Origin of the sequence: Streptacidiphilus sp. P02-A3a (assembly GCF_014084105.1) — a bacterium.
In the GTDB taxonomy this organism is placed as follows: Bacteria; Actinomycetota; Actinomycetes; order Streptomycetales; family Streptomycetaceae; genus Streptacidiphilus.
Window position 1 is genome coordinate 6239011 of sequence record NZ_CP048289.1, and the last position, 17185, is coordinate 6256195.

General features: G+C 72.3%; 12 protein-coding genes. 8 read left to right on the forward strand and 4 right to left on the reverse strand.

Features of this window, described 5'->3' with window-relative positions; translation table 11 throughout:
- Positions 1-131 precede the first annotated feature (131 nt).
- On the forward strand, positions 132-1364 hold the full coding sequence (locus GXP74_RS26620) for a hypothetical protein (protein WP_225448211.1): 1233 nt from the start codon (positions 132-134) through the stop codon (positions 1362-1364).
- On the forward strand, positions 1361-2008 hold the full coding sequence (locus GXP74_RS26625; RefSeq protein ID WP_182453766.1) for a hypothetical protein: 648 nt from the start codon (positions 1361-1363) through the stop codon (positions 2006-2008). Before GXP74_RS26620 ends, GXP74_RS26625 begins: the two co-directional genes overlap by 4 nt.
- Here GXP74_RS26625 and GXP74_RS26630 read toward each other — a convergent pair.
- Positions 1954-4017, reverse strand: coding sequence for an NB-ARC domain-containing protein (locus tag GXP74_RS26630; protein ID WP_182453767.1), 2064 nt, complete (start codon positions 4015-4017; stop codon positions 1954-1956). The genes GXP74_RS26625 and GXP74_RS26630 overlap by 55 nt on opposite strands.
- Before the next feature lie 390 nt (positions 4018-4407).
- Between GXP74_RS26630 and GXP74_RS26635 the strand changes: the two genes are divergently transcribed.
- Complete coding sequence (locus GXP74_RS26635; RefSeq protein ID WP_182453768.1) at positions 4408-6315, forward strand: cellulose binding domain-containing protein; 1908 nt, start codon at positions 4408-4410, stop codon at positions 6313-6315.
- A gap of 61 nt (positions 6316-6376) precedes the next feature.
- Here the strand turns inward: GXP74_RS26635 and GXP74_RS26640 are convergent, their stop codons facing one another.
- The 3 genes from GXP74_RS26640 to GXP74_RS26650 all read right to left on the reverse strand — a co-directional run bounded on the left by GXP74_RS26640 (position 6377) and on the right by GXP74_RS26650 (position 10714).
- The gene (locus GXP74_RS26640) at positions 6377-7354 is read right to left on the reverse strand and encodes an acetylxylan esterase (protein WP_182453769.1); all 978 of its coding nucleotides are present in this window, start codon (positions 7352-7354) and stop codon (positions 6377-6379) included.
- 89 nt (positions 7355-7443) lie between these two features.
- Positions 7444-9381, reverse strand: a complete 1938-nt coding sequence (locus GXP74_RS26645) for a cellulase family glycosylhydrolase (RefSeq protein WP_182456660.1) — start codon at positions 9379-9381, stop codon at positions 7444-7446.
- 301 nt (positions 9382-9682) lie between these two features.
- On the reverse strand, positions 9683-10714 hold the full coding sequence (locus GXP74_RS26650) for a LacI family DNA-binding transcriptional regulator (protein ID WP_225448213.1): 1032 nt from the start codon (positions 10712-10714) through the stop codon (positions 9683-9685).
- Positions 10715-11089: 375 nt separating this feature from the next.
- Here GXP74_RS26650 and GXP74_RS26655 point away from each other — a divergent pair, with 375 nt between their 5' ends.
- From GXP74_RS26655 to GXP74_RS26675, 5 genes are all read left to right on the forward strand, one after another.
- On the forward strand, positions 11090-12769 hold the full coding sequence (locus GXP74_RS26655; RefSeq protein ID WP_182453770.1) for an ABC transporter substrate-binding protein: 1680 nt from the start codon (positions 11090-11092) through the stop codon (positions 12767-12769).
- 106 nt (positions 12770-12875) lie between these two features.
- Positions 12876-13862: an ABC transporter permease gene (locus GXP74_RS26660; protein ID WP_182453771.1), complete on the forward strand. Its 987-nt coding sequence runs from the start codon at positions 12876-12878 to the stop codon at positions 13860-13862.
- Positions 13859-14836, forward strand: coding sequence for an ABC transporter permease (locus tag GXP74_RS26665; protein WP_182453772.1), 978 nt, complete (start codon positions 13859-13861; stop codon positions 14834-14836). Before GXP74_RS26660 ends, GXP74_RS26665 begins: the two co-directional genes overlap by 4 nt.
- On the forward strand, positions 14833-16005 hold the full coding sequence (locus GXP74_RS26670; RefSeq protein ID WP_182453773.1) for an ABC transporter ATP-binding protein: 1173 nt from the start codon (positions 14833-14835) through the stop codon (positions 16003-16005). The genes GXP74_RS26665 and GXP74_RS26670 overlap by 4 nt, the downstream gene beginning before the upstream one ends.
- Positions 16002-17042 carry an ABC transporter ATP-binding protein gene (locus GXP74_RS26675; RefSeq protein WP_182453774.1) on the forward strand — a complete coding sequence of 347 codons (1041 nt, stop codon included), beginning with the start codon at positions 16002-16004 and terminating at the stop codon, positions 17040-17042. Before GXP74_RS26670 ends, GXP74_RS26675 begins: the two co-directional genes overlap by 4 nt.
- Positions 17043-17185 lie beyond the last annotated feature (143 nt).

Here is a 17185-nt window from a genome sequence, read left to right on the forward strand (position 1 = left end):
GACGCGAGTACCCAGGCAACGTGCAAGCGTCCTGCAAGCGGGGCATCCACCGCCGGGGGCATCCCCACCGTGACGGCGGCAACCAGTCGCGGTCGGTGATGGGGGGCAAGCAGACAATGTTTGACAAGGACATGAGTTGGCGCCAGGTTCCGGTGCGGCTGGACGCCAAGCGCTGGTCGACCTGGCCCCGGTCCAGGACGGTGCTGGTCGTGGTCCACACGGTGACCACCGGCCAGCGGCTGCTCGACGCCGTGGCCCTGCTGGCGGGCGACCTGCGGGTGCAGGTGGTCTTCACCATGGCCAGGGACGTCTTCAGCAACGGCGTGCCGGAGTTCCTCGGCAGCCTCCGGGCGGTGGTGCTCCCCTGGGAGCAGGCCGTCGAGACCCGGTTCGACCTCGCGCTGGCGGCGGCCTATGAGGGGATCCACCAGTTGCACGCGCCGGTGGTGGTGCTGCCGCACGGCGCCGGCTACAACAAGTTCGTCAGCGCCGGGGACCGCAAGCGGGTGGTCGACGACCGGGGGACGTACGGCCTCGGACGCCAGTGGCTGATCCGCGACGGCGCGCTGGTGCCCGCCGCGATCGTGCTCGCGCACCGCGAGGAACTGGTCCGGCTGGCGCACTCCTGCCCGGAGGCCACCTCGGTGGCGGCGGTCGTCGGCGATCCGTCCTACGACTGCATCCGGGCCAGCCTGCCCTCCCGCGCGCTCTACCGCGCCGCGCTGGGCGCCCGCCCCGACCAGCGGCTGGTCGTGGTCTCCTCGACCTGGGGCCCGAACTCGCTGCTGGCGCGGTCCTCGGCGCTGCTGGCCCAACTGCTGTCCGAACTGCCGCACGAGAACTACCGGGTGGCCCTGCTGCTGCACCCCAACGCCTGGAACGCGCACGGGGAGTTCCAGGTCGCCTCCTGGCTCTCCGGGCTGCGCCGCGCCGGGCTGGCCCTGGTCAGCCAGCACGCGGACTGGCGCGGGGTGCTGGTGGCCGCCGACCACGTGGTCGGCGACCACGGCTCGGCGACGCTGTACGGCACGGCCACCGGCGCGCCGGTGATGCTGGCCGGGCACGGCGACACCGACACCGACCCCGGCTCCCCGATGGGCGAGCTGGCGTCGGTCGCGCCCCGGCTCGACCCCGCCCGCCCGCTGCTGCGGCAGCTCCAGCGCAGCGTCCGCGCCTGCCCGCACGACGACCTGGCCCGCGTCTCGGCCCGGATCTCCTCCGAGCCGGGCCAGTTCGCCCGGAACATGCGGGCCCTGCTGTACCGCACCATGAAGCTGCGCCCGCTCGGCCCCTGCTCCCCCGTCGAGCCGGCCGCGCTGCCCGTCCTGGTGTCCGGAAGCCCGTACGAGAGCGCGCGGTCGTGAGCACCGCGGGCATCGTGCTGCTGCCGGGCGGCCTCCGGCTGTCCGCCGTGCTGACGTCCACCCCGGTCGCGCCCGGCGTGACCGAGGTGGCGGCGGTGGTGCGGCGGGGGGACGGCACGGCCCCGGTCCTGGACCGCCACCTCCGGGCCCGCGCCCGGGGAGCCCGGCCGTGGCCCCGGCTGGCCGATGTGCTGACCGACGTGCCGACCGACGTGGCGGCCGACGTGCCGACCGGGGGCCGGGACCGCTCACCGGAGGGCGCGCTGCGGGAGCTCGCCCGGCTGCGGCAGCAGCACCCGGGCGCACTGGTGACGGTCGTCGGCTGCGCGGACCGGCGCTGCGTGGTCCGGCTCGGCCCGGGGACGGTGCTGCTGCTCGCCCCGGCCCCGGGAACGTCGGCGCGGACCTCGCCGCCGTCGCCGACGGTGGCCTCGCTGCTGCACGCCTGCCTGGCGGCCGGGATCCCACCGGCCGCGCTCAGCCGGGCGGTGATCGAGACCGTCCGCCTCGGCCCCGCCGGGGACCCGGGCTCGGGTGCCCGTGGGCCGCGGGCCCGGCTGCGCTGCCGCCCGCAGCCCACCGGGGACGGTCAGGACGGTTCGCCGACTCGCTCGATGCCCGCGCGCAGCGAGTCCGGCGGCTGACCGAGCCGGCCGGGCAGCGACCCGTACAGCTGGGCTGCCTCCCGGTAGCGTTCCCGCGCCAGCGGGGGCAGTCCCAGCTGTTCGGCGGCCTGGCCCAACGCCAGCAGCGCCCGGGCGAGTTCGCGGTTCGCTGAGACCCGGCGCAGGTGGCCGACGGCGTCGAGCAGGTGCGCCTCGGCCGGACCGGGTGCGCCGGAGCCCAGCTGCGCCTCGCCGAGGAGCACGGTGGCGCGGGCGGCGTTGTACGGGTCCCCCTCGTCCAGCAGGACGCCGCGGGCACCGGCGGCGGCCGCGGCGGCCTCGTCGAAGTGCTTCAACGCGAGCGAGACATCCGCCAGGTTCAACCGGGCCAGGGCGCCCGCGCGCCGGTCGCCCAGTGCCGCGCAGTCCGCGGCGGCCTGCCGGAAGGCCCCGGTGGCCTCCGCCAGGCGGCCCAGGCGCTGGTGGGCGAGGCCCCGGTAGTTCCAGGTACGCGCGACGCCGAGTTCGTCGCCGATCTGCCGCAGCAGTCGCGCGGCCCGGTCGAACATCTCCAGCGCGCGGGCGTGCTCGCCGCTGCCGAGCTCCCCCAGCCCACCGGAGGTGAGCATGCGCGCCTCGGCGGCCCGGTCGCCGCAGCTCCGGGCGGCGGCCAGCCCCTCGGCGTGGGCGGCCCGGGAGTCCTCGTAGTACTTGCGGCGGACGAACAGCGGCCACATCGCGTCGACCAACTGCCAGGCCACCGACGGTAGTCCAGCAGTCCGGGCGCGACGTACCGAGGCCATCAGGCTGGTCCGCTCGGCCTCCAGCCAGTCCAGGGCGGAACGGTCGTCCTGGCCCAGATCCGGTCCGGCCACCGGCTGCGGACCCAGCTCGCGCGGCAGCGACCGGTGGTGCGGATCCAGGATCTCCTCGGCTCGGAACACGCCGCTCAGCTGGTGGTCGAGGATCCGTCGCAGGGCGGCGCCGCTGGCCTCCGGCGGGTCCTGTTCGGCCAGCGAGGCGGCGTGCAGCCGGACCAGGTCGTGGAAGCGGTAGCGCTCGGCCCGGGACTCGGTCAGCAGGTTCGCCTCCACCAGGAGGTCCAGCAGTTCGGCGGAGTCCGGCGCGCCCTCCCCCGGCTCGGCCGCCGCGGCGGCCAGGCTGCCGCCGAACTCCACGCCGGGAAAGAGCCCGAGCCAGCGGTACAGCGCGGCAGCGGGGGCGGGAAGCTCCTGGTAGGAGAGGTCGAGCGCGGCCCGGACGGTGTGGTCGCCGTCGATGGCGAGGACGTTCAGCCGGTCCTGCTCGCGGGCCATCGCCCGCACCATGGCGTTGATCGGGCGCTGGGGCCTGGCCGCGAGCCGGGCACCGGCGACCCGGACCGCCAGCGGCAGCCCGTCGCAGAGGTCGACCAGCGCACGGGCGTCGGCCGGCTGCTGGTCCACCCGGTTGTCGTCCAGGGTGGACGCGAGCAGGTCGACCGCGTCCTGCTGGTCCATCGGCTCCAGGTGGACGGTGGTGAAGCCGTCGACGGACAGTCCGGGCAGGCGTTTGCGGCTGGTGACCACGGCGATGCCCGGGCTGCTCGGCAATAACGGTCTGACCTGGGCGGCGGTCATCGCGTCGTCCAGCAGCACGGCCAGACCGCGGCCCGCGGTCAGCGATCTGAAGGTGGCCGCCCGCTCCTCCACGGTCGGCGGGATCCGGTCGGGTGGCAGGCCCAGCGCCCGCAGGAACCGGCTGAGGGCCTCGCCCGGGAGCACCGGGCCGTCCTGGCCCTGGGCGCCGAGGTCCACGTGCAACTGGCCGTCCGCGCACCGGTCACGGGAGCCGTGCAGCCAGGACGTCGCCAGCACCGTCTTGCCGACCCCGCCCAGGCCGCTGAGCACGATCAGCGTCGGGCCGCCTCGTTGTTCGGCCTGTGCCCGGGCCTGGTCCATCGCCGCCAGTTCCACGGCCCGGTTGGTCAGCGGTACCGACGGTGGGAGCTGCCAGGGGATCCGGTTCCCGCTGGGGGCGGCGGCCGTGATGTGGATTCCCCCGTGCACGGTTCCGGCCTGGACGCTCGGCCCTTCCACCGTCCCGCTCAGATCATTGCCGATACGGGCACCCCCCGGTGTGCTTCCGGCTTCCTCGTGCGACGCATCCATCCAGTCCCCGCTGCCTGGCCATCTGTCGACCCTTATTGATCGTTTTTTGCTGCCCTTTGTTGGGACATGCCAATGCGGGCATTCTTTCCTGAAGCCGCGAGCGCCACACCGGTCGGCCGGGGCCAATAGCGGAAACGTCCCGCCGGGCGGTGGGCCGCGGTCGGTCAACTTGTCGTGTCCAGCCTCTTGCGGCGCAACCTGTTCGATACAAACATCGGTCTCCAGCCGGAAGTTGAAGCGCTTCGACACGGCCATCCCCGTCGCTCCACGTCCAGCGAGAGGACCACCATGCCCACCTCACGGTCCAGCGGTGTGCGCGCCTGTGCCGCACCCGCCGGAAGGCCTCGGCGCCGAAGCCGGTTCGCGGTCGGGGTCGCCCTGGCCGCGGCCGCCCCGCTCGCCCTGCTCGGGGTGCTGACCAGCACTCCGACGGCGTTCGCGGCGACCTCCGCCTCGGTCGGCGTCAACGCCGGGGCCTCGCTCGGCACCGTCCCCGCGGCCGGGGAGGGCGTCAACACCGCGATCTACGACGGCGATCTGAACGACGCCTCGGTACCCGGACTGCTCTCCGGCGCCGGTGTCGACGCGCTCCGCTTCCCGGGCGGATCCGAGTCCGACGTGTACAACTGGCAGAACAGCACCGTGATCTCCGGCCAGGGTTACGCGAATCCGGCGAACACCTTCGACGATTTCATGGGAATCGCCAAGAGCACCGGTGCCCAGCCGATCATCACCGTCAACTACGGCTCGGGCACCGCCGCCGAGGCCGCCGACTGGGTCGACTACGCCAACGTCACCAAGGGCTACGGCGTCAGGTACTGGGAGATCGGCAACGAGACCTACGGTGACGGCACTTACGGTTCCAAGTGGGAGTACGAGAACAACGCGCTCGGCGCGACCACCTACGCGAACAACGCGGCGAACTACATCACCGCGATGAAGGCCGCCGACCCCACGATCAAGCCCGGCGTGGTGCTGACCACCCCGGGCAACTGGCCGGACGGGCTGGTCGCCTCCGCCTACGGCGACACCCAGGACTGGAACCAGACGGTCCTGTCGAAGGTCGCCACCCAGATCGGCTTCGTCGTCGTCCACTGGTACCCGAACAGCACCTCCGAGTCGCAACTGCTCGGGCAGAGCTCCGGTATCGCCTCGATGGTGTCCTCGGTGCGCGCCCTGATCAACGAGTACGCGGGCAGCAACGCCCCCAACGTGCAGATCCTGGTCACCGAGACCGACTCCAACTACGAGCAGGACAGCGTCCCGGCGGCGCTGTTCGCCGCCGACTCGGACATGACCTGGCTGGAGAACGGGGTCAGCAGCGTCGACTGGTGGGACCTGCACAACGGCATCGGGACGGTCGCCGACGACAGCGACGGCTCGACCGACTACGGCGACCAGGGCCTGCTCTCCAACGCCAGTTGCGCCACCAGCGGCAGCCCCTGCGAACCGGCCGCCGAGACGCCGTTCAGCCCCTACTACGGGCTGAAGCTGGACGGCCAACTGGCGCCCCCGGGTTCGACCATGGTGTCCGCGACGTCCAGCCAGCCACTGATCGCGGTGCACGCGGTACGGACCACGGGCGGCGGGCTGAACGTGATGCTGGTGAACAAGGACCCCGCCAACAGCTACACGGTCGGGCTGAACTACTCGGGCTTCACCGCGGGCAACTCGCCCGAGCTGGAGAGCTTCAGCGAGGCCAGTAGGACGATCACCACCAGCACCGGCAGCAGCGGGAGTTCGGTGACCGTCCCGCCCTACTCGATCACCGTGCTCAAGCTGACCGCCGCCTCCGGTGCGAGCCCCTCCGCGAGCCCGACGCCGACAGCCACCCCGAGCGCCAGTCCCTCGCCCACGCCGACCAGCACGCCCACGGCCGCCTCCTGCAAGGTCGGGTACGCGGTGTCCAGCGACTGGGGCAGCGGCTTCGGGGCCAACGTGACCGTCACCAACACCGGCAGCACCGCGATCAACGGCTGGACCCTGGGCTTCTCCTTCCCGGGCAGCCAGGCCCTCACCCAGATCTGGGACGCCACCGACACCCAGTCCGGCCAGGCCGTCTCGGTCGGCTCACTGAGCTACGACGCGGCGATCGCGCCCGGCGCGAGTGCGAGCTTCGGCTTCCTCGGCAGCTACAGCGGCAGCAACACCGCGCCCACCGCCTTCACCCTGAACGGCTCCAGCTGCTCCAGTTAGCCTTTTCGCAGGCATGATTGATGGCTCGTCAGATGACGGGCCATCAACCATGCCTGGCATGTCAGACGGCGGCCAGACCGCGCTCGTGCAGCCACTCCAGCTGCACCCGGGGGGCCGAGGAGTAGCCGCCCCCGTGGTCCGCGTAGCGCCAGACGCTGATCTCGCGGTCGGCGCCCGCGTACCGGTTGTACGCGGCGAAGACCGTCGACGGCGGGCAGATCGGGTCCATCAGGCCGACGCTGAACAGCGCCGGTACGGTGGCCCGTTCGGCGAAGTGGACGCCGTCGAAGTAGGCCAGCGTGGCGAACACCGTCTCCACGCTCTCGCGGCTGTGCCAGCGCAGGTACTCGGCGAGTTCCAGGTACGGCCCCTCGGCGCTGATGTCCGCGCCGCGCCGGTAGTGGCACAGGAAGGGCACGTCCGGCAGCACCGCCGCGACCAGGTCCGAGGTCAGCCCGGCGGTGGCCAGGGCCAGGCCGCCGCCCTGGCTGCCGCCGGTGAGGATGATCCGCGCCGGGTCGATCCGCGGCAGCTGCCGGACCGCGTCCACCGCGCGGACGCAGTCGGTGATCAGCCGCCGGTAGTAGTGGTTGCGCGGGTCCTCTATGCCCCGGGTCATGAAGCCGTTGACCCACTGGGTGCCGGAGCCCTGGCCCTGGTCGGGGGTGTCGTGGCCCTGCCCCCGGCTGTCGACGACCAGGTGGGCGTACCCGGCGGCGGGCGGCAGCAGGTGGTCGGTGGGGAAGCTCCGGCCGCCGCTGTAGCCGAGGTACTTGACGACCACCGGCAGCGGGGCGTCCGCGCCCCTGGGGAGCAGCAGCCAGGCGGCGATGGGCTCGCCGTTCCAGCCGGGGAAGCGGACGTCGAACACCTCGGTGGTGCGCAGCAGGGTGCCCTCGACCCGCGTCAGGGTGGGGGCGCCGCCGAGGCCGCGGGCCTCGGCGAGGGTCCCGGCCCAGAAGGCGTCGAAGTCGGCGGGGGCCGTGAGGGTGGGTCGGTAGTCGACGAGTTCGTCGTGGGGCAGATCGGTGAGTGGCATGTGCCTGGTCCTCGGGTGGGTCGGGTGCGGGCGGTGCGGGGTGGCGCCGCCGCGGGCTGCCGCGGTGGCGCCACCGCTCGCCGCGGTGATCAGTCCGACGTGCGCCACTCCACGACCCGGACCCCGTACCGGGGCAGGGTCAGCTCGCTGAGCGCGGTGCCGTCGAGGTCGAACAACCCGCCGCCGAACGGCAGCGCGGGCTTGACCGTCAGTTCCTCGCCGGACTGGCTGACCAGCCAGACGAAGGAGCGGCCGTCCTCGTGCAGCAGCCGGTCGACGGAGACCCGGGCGTCGTCCACGGTGACCGGGCGGCGCACCCCGGCGTGGCTCGCCAGGGCCTGGTACAGGGTGCTGGTGGCCTCCGGGTTGACCCGGGGCGTACCGGCCGCCATCTGCTCCAGCGGGTAGGTGGAGAAGACCACGCTGCCGCTGCCGACCTGGCGCAGCAGCAGCGCCGGGCGGCCGTGCGCGTCGGTGGCCAGCACCTCGGCGTCGAGCGGGACGACCGGCAGGAACACCCGGCCGCTGGCGTCCCCGGCGGCGCGGAAGCTCAGCCGTGCTCCCTCGGCCAAGCCGCCGAAGGGCCGGGTGAGGGTGAACACGATCTCGTCGTCCTCGATCGGGTTGACCAGGCCGTACTCCAACTGGTGCCGCACGCCGAACAGGTGGTTGAGGTGCGCGTACCAGGGGCCGCGCTGCTCGTCGTGGCTGCCGGCCGAGTAGGAGACGTAGACGGTCGCTCCGTCGCGGGCGCGCCGCTCCAGGGCGTACCAGGTCGGGGAGAGCAGTTGCTTGACCGAGGGGACGAGGTACAGCCGGGCGCCGTCGGCGAGGCCGTCGCTCTCGCGGGTCAGCGCCGGGGGCGCGTCGGCGAGCCGGGCGGCGACCCAGGCCTGGCGCAGCGTGGTCTGCGCGGAGCTGCGGTCCTCGGCCCGGGTGAACGGGTAGAGGGTGTCGAAGTAGGAGGTGACCACCAGCGCGGTGTCGCTGGGAGCGCGGTGGCAGCGGCCGAAGTCGACCTGCTCCAGGATCTTCGAGAAGGCCCTGAGTTCGGCGAACTGCGGTTTGGGCGCGCCGGTGCGGTCGGTCAGCCCGAAGTGCATCTCGAAGGCGTGGTGCAGGTAGGGCGGCTGGTCGGCCAGGTCGTCGTAGTCGGTGTTGTTCCAGGCGATCCAGCCGGTGGCGCCGGCCAGCAGCGAGTTGTGCAGCGACTGGCGGTAGTAGTGGCAGGCGTTGGCGTCCGAGACGAAGTCGCTGGTGACGCCGAACTCCTCAAGCACGACCGGGGCGCCGAAGGTGCTGTTGAGTTCGCAGACCCAGGCGGCGGCGTGGTGCTGGCGGACCGGGTCGTCCTCCATCCGGTAGACGTGCGGGCCGAGGAAGTCGCAGATCTCGACGCTGTGGCGGATCCGGAAGCCGTTGTCGTGGCCGGTGTTCTCCAGGCCCCAGGCGCCGTCGCCGAGGGAGACCGGCTGGGTGGCCCCGGCGGCGCGGACGGCGTTGACGACCGTCTCGGCCCAGGAGGAGACCGCCTCGGCGGTGGCGGTGCGGGCGTCGCCGTAGATCGGCATCTCGTTGGAGACCAGCCAGCCGGCGACGGCGGGGTGGTCCTTGAAGCGGCGGACCATCTCCTTGGCGAACCAGGCCTGGCGGGCGACCATCCAGACGTCGTTGTAGAGGTCCCGGTCGCCGCGCCAGGCGGGGTCCCAGTTCTCGCCGGACATGTGGCCGACGATGAAGGTGGGGATGGTGGTCAGGCCCTCGGCCTGGTGGCGGTCGAGGAAGTCGGCGAACCGGTCGCACAGTTCCTCGTCCACCCGGTCGGGGGCGGGCATGAAGTCCGGCCAGTAGTAGAACGAGCGGGTGACGTTCAGACCGTGCTCGCGCAGCGTGCGCAGTTCGGTGCTGATCAGCTCGCCGTCGTAGCAGCGCCACATCAGCGGTCCGCCGGCCCGGGACCAGTAGTTGACGCCCAGCCAGGTGACCGGGCGGCAGTCGGTGCCGAGGCGGGCGGAGCCCCGGGGCAGGGCTTGCTGGTGGAGGCTTTCGAGCATGGAGGCATCCCCTCGGAGCGCGAGCCAGATGTCGCGGCGCAGATCGGGCGGTCGTGCCTGCGGACCCGTTGCGGACGGGCGGCTCCGTTGGCGTGCCCATAGAAGCACTAGACCGGTTTACTGGCAATGCCGCGGACGCACTCCGTTTGCCTGCGGGAGATATTCGACAGGTTTCGACGGGCCCAGCGGCGGCTGACGTTGCCGGATTGTTACCGGATCGACTAAACCGCATTAGCAGAACGCCGCAGGTGGGGCTGCGGGCCCCGTCCGGCGGTCAGCCGCGCGGGGCCGGGCCGGTGCTGCTGCGGATCTGCAGCCGGGGTGCCGGGTCCTCCAGGTCACCGACCTCCGCGCCGCCCGCGAGCTCCCGCAGCAGCCGGGCGGCGCGCGCGCCGTAGCCCGCGATGTCCCGGCTCAGCGCCGTCAGCGAGGGGTTGACCAGCCCGCACAGCGGCGAGTCGTCCCAGGCGATCAGCGAGACGTCCCGCGGTACCCGCAGGCCCAGGGCCTGCACCGCGGTCAGGCCGGAGAGCGCCATCACGTCGTTGTCGTACACCAGCGCGGTCGGCGGCAGCCCGCCGTCCGGCTGGTCCGGGCGCAGCAGCAGCCGGGTCGCCGCCGCCCCCTGCTCGCCGCTGTAGTCGGTGGCCACGGTCCGGCCGAGCACCCCGTACTCGGCGCTGAGCTGCTCGAACGCGGTGCCCCTGATCCGGGTGTGCAGCAGTGGCTCCGGTCCGGAGATCCGGCCGATCCGGCGGTGCCCGAGTCCGACCAGGTGCCGCAGCGCGGTCCGGACCGCGGCCCGGTCGTCGCTCCAGACCGCGGGCAGGCTGCCGGAGGAGCCGGGGCCGCCGACCACCACGGTCGGCATCCTCAGCTCCTCCAGCACCGGGATGCGCGGATCGTCCTGCCTCAGGTCGACCAGGAACACCCCGTCCACCCGGCGGCGGGCCCACCAGGAGCGGTAGATGCCGAGCTCGGCCCGCTGGTCCTCGGCGACGGTGAACAGCAACGGAGTGCCGTCGCCCGAGAGTTCGCCCTGGATGCCGGAGATCAGGTTCATGAAGAAGGGCTCCAGGCCCAGGGTCCGCGCGGGACGGTCCACGACCAGCCCGAACGCGCCCGCGCGGCCGTCGGACAGGGCCACGGCGGCGCTGTTGGGCTGCCAGCCCAGCTCCTCGGCGATGGCGAGGATCCGCCGCCGGGTCGGTTCGGAGACGCCGGGTCGGCCGTTGAGCGCGAAGGACACCGCGCCCTTGGTCACACCGGCGCGGTTGGCGATGTCGAGCATCGTCGGACGTTTCACGGGGGCTCCTCGGATGGGCACCGGAGGTGGGAGAGCACAAAACCGGTTCAGTGGTACCGGTGTACCCGGCAGTATCGGCACAGGGATTTACCTAAATCAACACCGGGGCATTGACACCCCGCCGGACTCCATTCTACGTTTTCGGCACGCCATACCCTTATCCGGTCGCCGGTGTGCGGACCGCCGCCGACCATACTCCGCGTCACCGTGCGGAGACTCTTCGCGGGTGTGGCCCCCCTTCCCGTGCGCCCCCCTGCGACGCGTTTCGGCGTCCCCGGCCCGGGACGGGAGCCGTCCTGCCGCGCGCCCTTGGCCCGGCGGGGCACGTGAGCGCCTTCCCGATCTGCTCGACCACTCTCCAGAGGGACCCTCGACATGAATCTCAGACCGAAGCCCGCCGGACTGCTCGCCGGTGCCACCGCCGTCACCGCGCTGATCGCCCTGTCCGGGTGCGGCGGTTCCGCCTCCGGTGGCGGCTCGTCCTCCTCCGCCTCGGGCCCGCACGGGACGCTGACCCTGGCCACCGGCGCCACCGGGAGCTTCGCGGACGACTTCAATCCGTTCTCGCCGAACGTCGAGGCCCCGACCAACGGGATGATCTACGAGCCGCTGTTCTTCTTCAACACCGCCAAGGCCGGGGACGTGCAGAGCTGGCTCGGCACCAGCTACGCCTGGTCCAACGGCGGCAGGACCCTCACGGTGAACCTGCGGCACGGGGTCACCTGGTCCGACGGGCAGCCGTTCACCAGCGCCGACGTCGCCTTCAGCTTCAACCAGAAGATCCAGAACAAGGCGCTGAACAGCTACGGGCTGCCGCTGGCCGGTGCCACCACCAACGGCGACTACCAGGCGATCATCACGTTCACCCAGTCCCAGGTCACCAACGGCTACCTGATCCTGGGCAAGTCCTTCATCCTGCCGAAGCACATCTGGTCCACCGTGAGCGACCCGACGACCTGGCAGAACACCAGGCCGGTCGGCACCGGCGCGTTCGAGGTGCAGAGCGTGTCCGGTCAGGTGATGACCCTGACCGCGAACACCCACTACTACATGCCCGGCTTCCCGAAGGTGAAGACGCTGAAGTACCTCGCCTTCAGCGGCAACAACGGCACCGACGCGGCGGTGGAGAGCGGCGAGGTGGACTGGGGCGGCGGCTTCATCCCCGACATCCAGACCACCTACCTCGACAAGAACAAGAACTACGTGCTCAGCAACGTGCCGCTGGCGGACACCTTCCTGCTGCCGAACACGAGGTCCGGCCCGACCACCGACCTCGCGCTGCGGCAGGCGATCAGCGAGGCGATGGACCGCGACTTCATCAGCAAGTCCGTCTACAACGGCGAGACCACCCCGACCAACCCCGAGGCGCTGCTCTCGCCGAACTTCGACTCGGTGGCCGACCCGGCGCTGGCCAACGCCTCCTTCGACGAGGGTCCGGCCAACGCCAAGGCGACTCTCGGCAAGGCCGGGTACAAGCTGGGCTCCGACGGCATGTTCAGCCTGCCGGACGGACAGCCGCTGAACCTCACCGTGCAGTACGTCTCCGGCTACACGGACTACGAGAGCATCCTGCAGATCGTGCAGCAGGAGCTGGCCGAGGCCGGGATCAGGATCACCATCGCCGCCCCGTCCTACGCGCAGTACACCACCAACCAGGACGACGGAGACTTCCAACTGCTGCTCACCAACGCGGGCTACACCCCCAGCCCGTACTCGTACTACTACAACCTGCTGGACAGCGCGGTCGCCCCGGCCATCGGCACCGCCGACACCGTCGGCAACTTCGGCCGCTACGCCAACCCGGCGGTGGACGCCGCGCTCACGCGGATCGCCGGGACCAGCGACACCGCCGTCCAGGACCAGGCCTTCGCCACGGTCGAGCAGGCGGTCGCCGACGACCTGCCGATCATCCCGCTGTTCCAGGCCCAGGACGAGATCGAGATCAACGGCGACAACGTCACCGGCTACCCGACAGCCGCCGACCCGTACGCCGCGACCCCGCTGTGGTTGCAGCCCGACGACGCCTGGGTCGCCATGCGGATCGCCACCAAGTAACGGCCCGGGTAAGCCCGTTCGCCGTTCCGCACCGTCCGTGCGGCGCGGGCCGCCCCGGCCCGTGCCGCACGGACGGGCGTCCGCACATCCCCAAGGAGGTCCAGGAGTGCGCTACATACTCCGCAAACTCGGTTTCTACGCGGTGGCCGGCTGGCTGGCCATCACGCTCAACTTCCTGCTGCCGCAACTGATCCCCGGCAACCCGGTGCAGCTGATCCTGGCCCGGGAGTCGCAGACCGCCCCGGTCACCCCGGGCGAGGCCGCCGCGCTGACCAAGCTGCTCGGCCTCGGCCACGGCTCGCTGCCCACCCGCTACTGGCAGTACCTCGACAACCTGCTGCACCTGCGGCTCGGCCTGTCCGTCTACGAGTTCCCGATACCGGTCACCTCGGTGCTGCGCGGCACCGTCCTGTGGACGCTGATCCTGGTCGGCACCTCACTGGTGGTCAGCGTGCTGCTGGGGATCACCCTGGGCGCGCTGGCCGGCTGGAAGCGCGGGACCTGGCTGGACTCGCTGGTCCCGGCCACCACCTTCCTGTCCTCGGTGCCGTACTTCTGGCTGGCGCTGCTGCTGCTCTACCTGTTCACCAGCGTCTGGCCGGTCTTCCCGCTCAGCGGCGGCTACAGCTCGGACGACACGATCGGCCTCAACGCGCAGTTCGTCGGCAGTGCGATCACCCACTCGATCCTGCCCGCGCTGACCATCGTGATCAGCTCGGTCGGCGGCTGGCTGCTCGGCATGCGCAACATGATGGTGTCCACCCTCGCCGAGGACTACGTCACCGCGGCCGAGGCCAAGGGGCTGCGCCCGCGCCGGATCATGATCGGGTACGCCGCCCGCAACGCGGTCATCCCCAGCGTGGCCGGGTTCGCGATCTCGCTCGGCTTCGTCATCAGCGGCTCCCTGGTCACCGAGATCGTGTTCTCCTACCCCGGCATCGGCTTCACCCTGCTCAACGCCGTACAGAACGACGACTACCCGCTCATGCAGGGCATCTTCCTGCTGATCACGCTCGCCGTGCTCGTCGCCAACCTCATCGTCGACATCGCCTACGGCGTGATCGACCCGCGCACCCGGCAGGCCACCCGATGACCACCGCGGCCACGGCACCCACCACCGACGCCAGGCCCGGCTCCGGCCGGGCGGCCACCCTGCTCCGCTCCCGCCGACTGCTGGTCGGGGTCGGCATCGTGCTGTTCTTCGTGCTGCTCGGCGCGGTCGGACCGCTGTTCCTCGGCAACGCCAACGCGTTCAGCGACACCCAGCTCGCCGCCCCGAGCGGGGCGCACTGGCTCGGCACCACCCAGATCGGCCAGGACGTCTTCTCCCAGCTGGTCGTCAGCACCCGTACCTCGCTGGAGATCGGCGCCGCGTCAGGGGCGCTGGCCACCATCGTGTCGGTGGTGATCGGGATCTTCGGCGGCTACCTCGGCGGCTGGGCGGACGAACTGCTGTCGCTGCTCAGCAACGTGGTGCTGGTCATCCCGGCGCTGCCGCTGATCATCGTGGTCTCCGCCTACGTCAAGGGCAGCAGCATCCTGCCGACCATCGCGATCATCGCGTTCACCAGCTGGGCCGCCTCGGCGCGGGTGCTGCGCGCGCAGACGCTGTCGCTCCGCGAGCGCGACTACGTGCTCGCCTCGCGGGTGTCCGGGGAGCGCGCCTGGCGGATCGTGCTGGTCGAGATCCTGCCGAACGTGCTGCCGATCATCGTGTCGCAGTTCATCTTCGGCGTGATCTTCGCGATCCTCACCCAGGCCGGTCTGGCCTTCCTCGGCCTGGAGGACCCCTCCATCCTGACCTGGGGCAACATGCTGTACTTCGCCCAGAACGACCAGGCGCTGTCCACCGGCGCCTGGTGGTGGTTCGTGCCGCCGGGCCTGTGCATCGCGGTGCTCGGCGCCGGACTGGCCATGATCAACTTCGGTCTGGACGAGGTGCTGAACCCCCGGCTGCGCACCGTCCGGGTGAAGCGGGACCGCCGGAGCCCGGCCGGGCCGACCCCGCCGGAACCGGGCGCCGCACCCAGGACCGAGACCAGCGAGCCCGCGGAGGCCCAGCGATGAGCACGCTCCTCACCCCCGAGAACCCCCGGCCGACCGCCGGTTCCGACGTCGTCCTGTCGGCCCGGAACGTCTCCGTGGTCTACGACGGCGACCGGCCCACCCGCGCCGTCCGCGACGTGTCGCTGGACCTGCGCCGGGGCGAGATCCTCGGCATCGCCGGGGAGAGCGGCTGCGGCAAGTCGACGCTGGCCTACGCGCTCACCCGGATGCTCCGCTCCCCCGCCCGCCTGGACGGCGGCAGCGTGCACTTCACCGGGCGCGACGGCGGGACCGTCGACCTGACCGCGCTGGACGACCGGGCCCTGCGCGCCTTCCGCTGGCGGCGGATCTCCATGGTCTTCCAGAGCGCCATGAGCTCACTGAACCCGGTCACCAGCCTGGCCCGGCAGTTCGACGACATCTTCCGCACCCACCTGCCGGAACTGCCCAGGGAGGAGCGGCGGCAGCGGGCCAGGGACCTGCTGACCATGGTCGGCATCGCCCCCGACCGGATCGGCGGCTTCCCGCACGAGCTCTCCGGCGGCATGCGGCAGCGCGTCGGCATCGCCATGGCCCTGGCACTGGACCCGGAGGTCGTGATCATGGACGAGCCGACCACCGCGCTGGACGTGGTGGTCCAGCGGGAGATCCTGGACGAGGTCACCCGGCTCCAGGAGGAACGCGGCTTCAGCGTCGTCTTCATCACCCACGACCTGTCGCTGCTGATGGAGATCAGCGACCGGATCGCGGTGATGTACGGCGGCGAGATCGCCGAACTCGGCCCGGCCGACGCCATCAGCGCGCACCCCGCCCACCCGTACGCGCTCGGCCTGCTGCGCTCCTTCCCGGACGTCCGCGCCGCCCGCCGCGAGCTGCGCGGCATCCCGGGCAGCCCGCCCGACCTGCGCGGGCCGGTGGTCGGCTGCGCCTTCGCGCCGCGCTGCGAGTACGCCTTCGACGCCTGCGGGCGGACCACGCCGCGACTGCTGACGATCCAGCGGTCCGCGCCGGAACCCGGCGCGGAGCAGGTCGCCCGCTGCCTGCTGCACGACCGGCGGGAACACCGGGCCGGACCACCGCCGGAGCTGGCCGGGGCGGATCCCGCCGCGCCCACCGGCGACCGGCCCGACCGGCCCGACCGGCCGCGGCAGCCCCAACCAGCCCAGCACTCCCCGGAGGAGACCCGATGAGCACCATGGAGGTCAAGGACCTCACCGTCGAGTTCCGCACCCGCGGCGGGCGGCTGCGCGCGGTCGACGGCGTCTCGCTGTCGCTGGAGGCCGGGCGCACCGTCGCCCTGGTCGGCGAGAGCGGCAGCGGCAAGTCCACCATCGTCCGGGCGCTGAGCCGGCTCACCCCCGCCGCCTCCGGGCAGGTGCTGCTCGACGGCGCGGTGCCGGGGCGCGGCGGCGCGGCGATGCGCGCCTACCGCCGCCGGGTGCAGATGGTGTTCCAGGACCCGTTCGCCTCGCTCAACCCGGCGCACTCGATCGGCCACCACCTCAGGCGCCCGCTGCTGGTCCAGCGGCGGGTCGGCCGCGGCGGCGCCGACCAGGGCGTGCGGGAGCTGCTGGACTCGGTGAACCTCACCCCGGCGGCCGACATCGCCGCCAAGTACCCGCACGAGCTGTCCGGCGGCCAGCGCCAGCGCGTCGCCATCGCCCGCGCGATCGCCACCGAACCGGAGGTGCTGCTCGCCGACGAACCGGTGTCGATGCTGGACGTGTCGATCCGGCTGGAGATCCTCAACCTGCTCGACCGGCTCAAGCGCGACCGTGACCTGGCGCTGCTGTACGTCACCCACGACCTGGCCACCGCCCGGCACTTCTCCTCCGAGGTACTGGTCATGTACCGGGGCGAGATCGTCGAACGCGGCCCGGCGGACGAGGTGATCGGCGACCCCAGGCACCCGTACACCCAGCTGCTCGCCTCGGCCGCGCCGGACGGCGCCCGCTCGCGCTCCCAGGTCGCCGCCGAGCGCCGGGCGCGGCTGGCCGCCCGGGCGGCGGACGCGGCCGAGAACCGGGAGGCGGTCGCCGCCGGGGGCTGCCAGTTCCGGCCCCGCTGCCCGTTCGCGATGGACGCCTGCGCGCGGCGCCCCGGAGACTTCGCGGCCGGGCCGGGCCGCCAGGCCCGCTGCTGGCTGTACGCCGGGGACGCCGCCGCGGCGAACGCGGCGCAGCCCAGTGCTACGCCCCGGTCCGGGAAGGGGTCGGCGGATGACTGACCCGCGGCTGGTCGCCCTGTCGGCGGACGGCGTCTTCCTGGTCCTCGACATCGCCGGTCCCGCCCTGCCACGGGTGCTGTACTGGGCGCCGACCCCGGCGTCTGCCCGGCCGAGGACGCCGAGGACGCCGCCCGCGCCTTCGC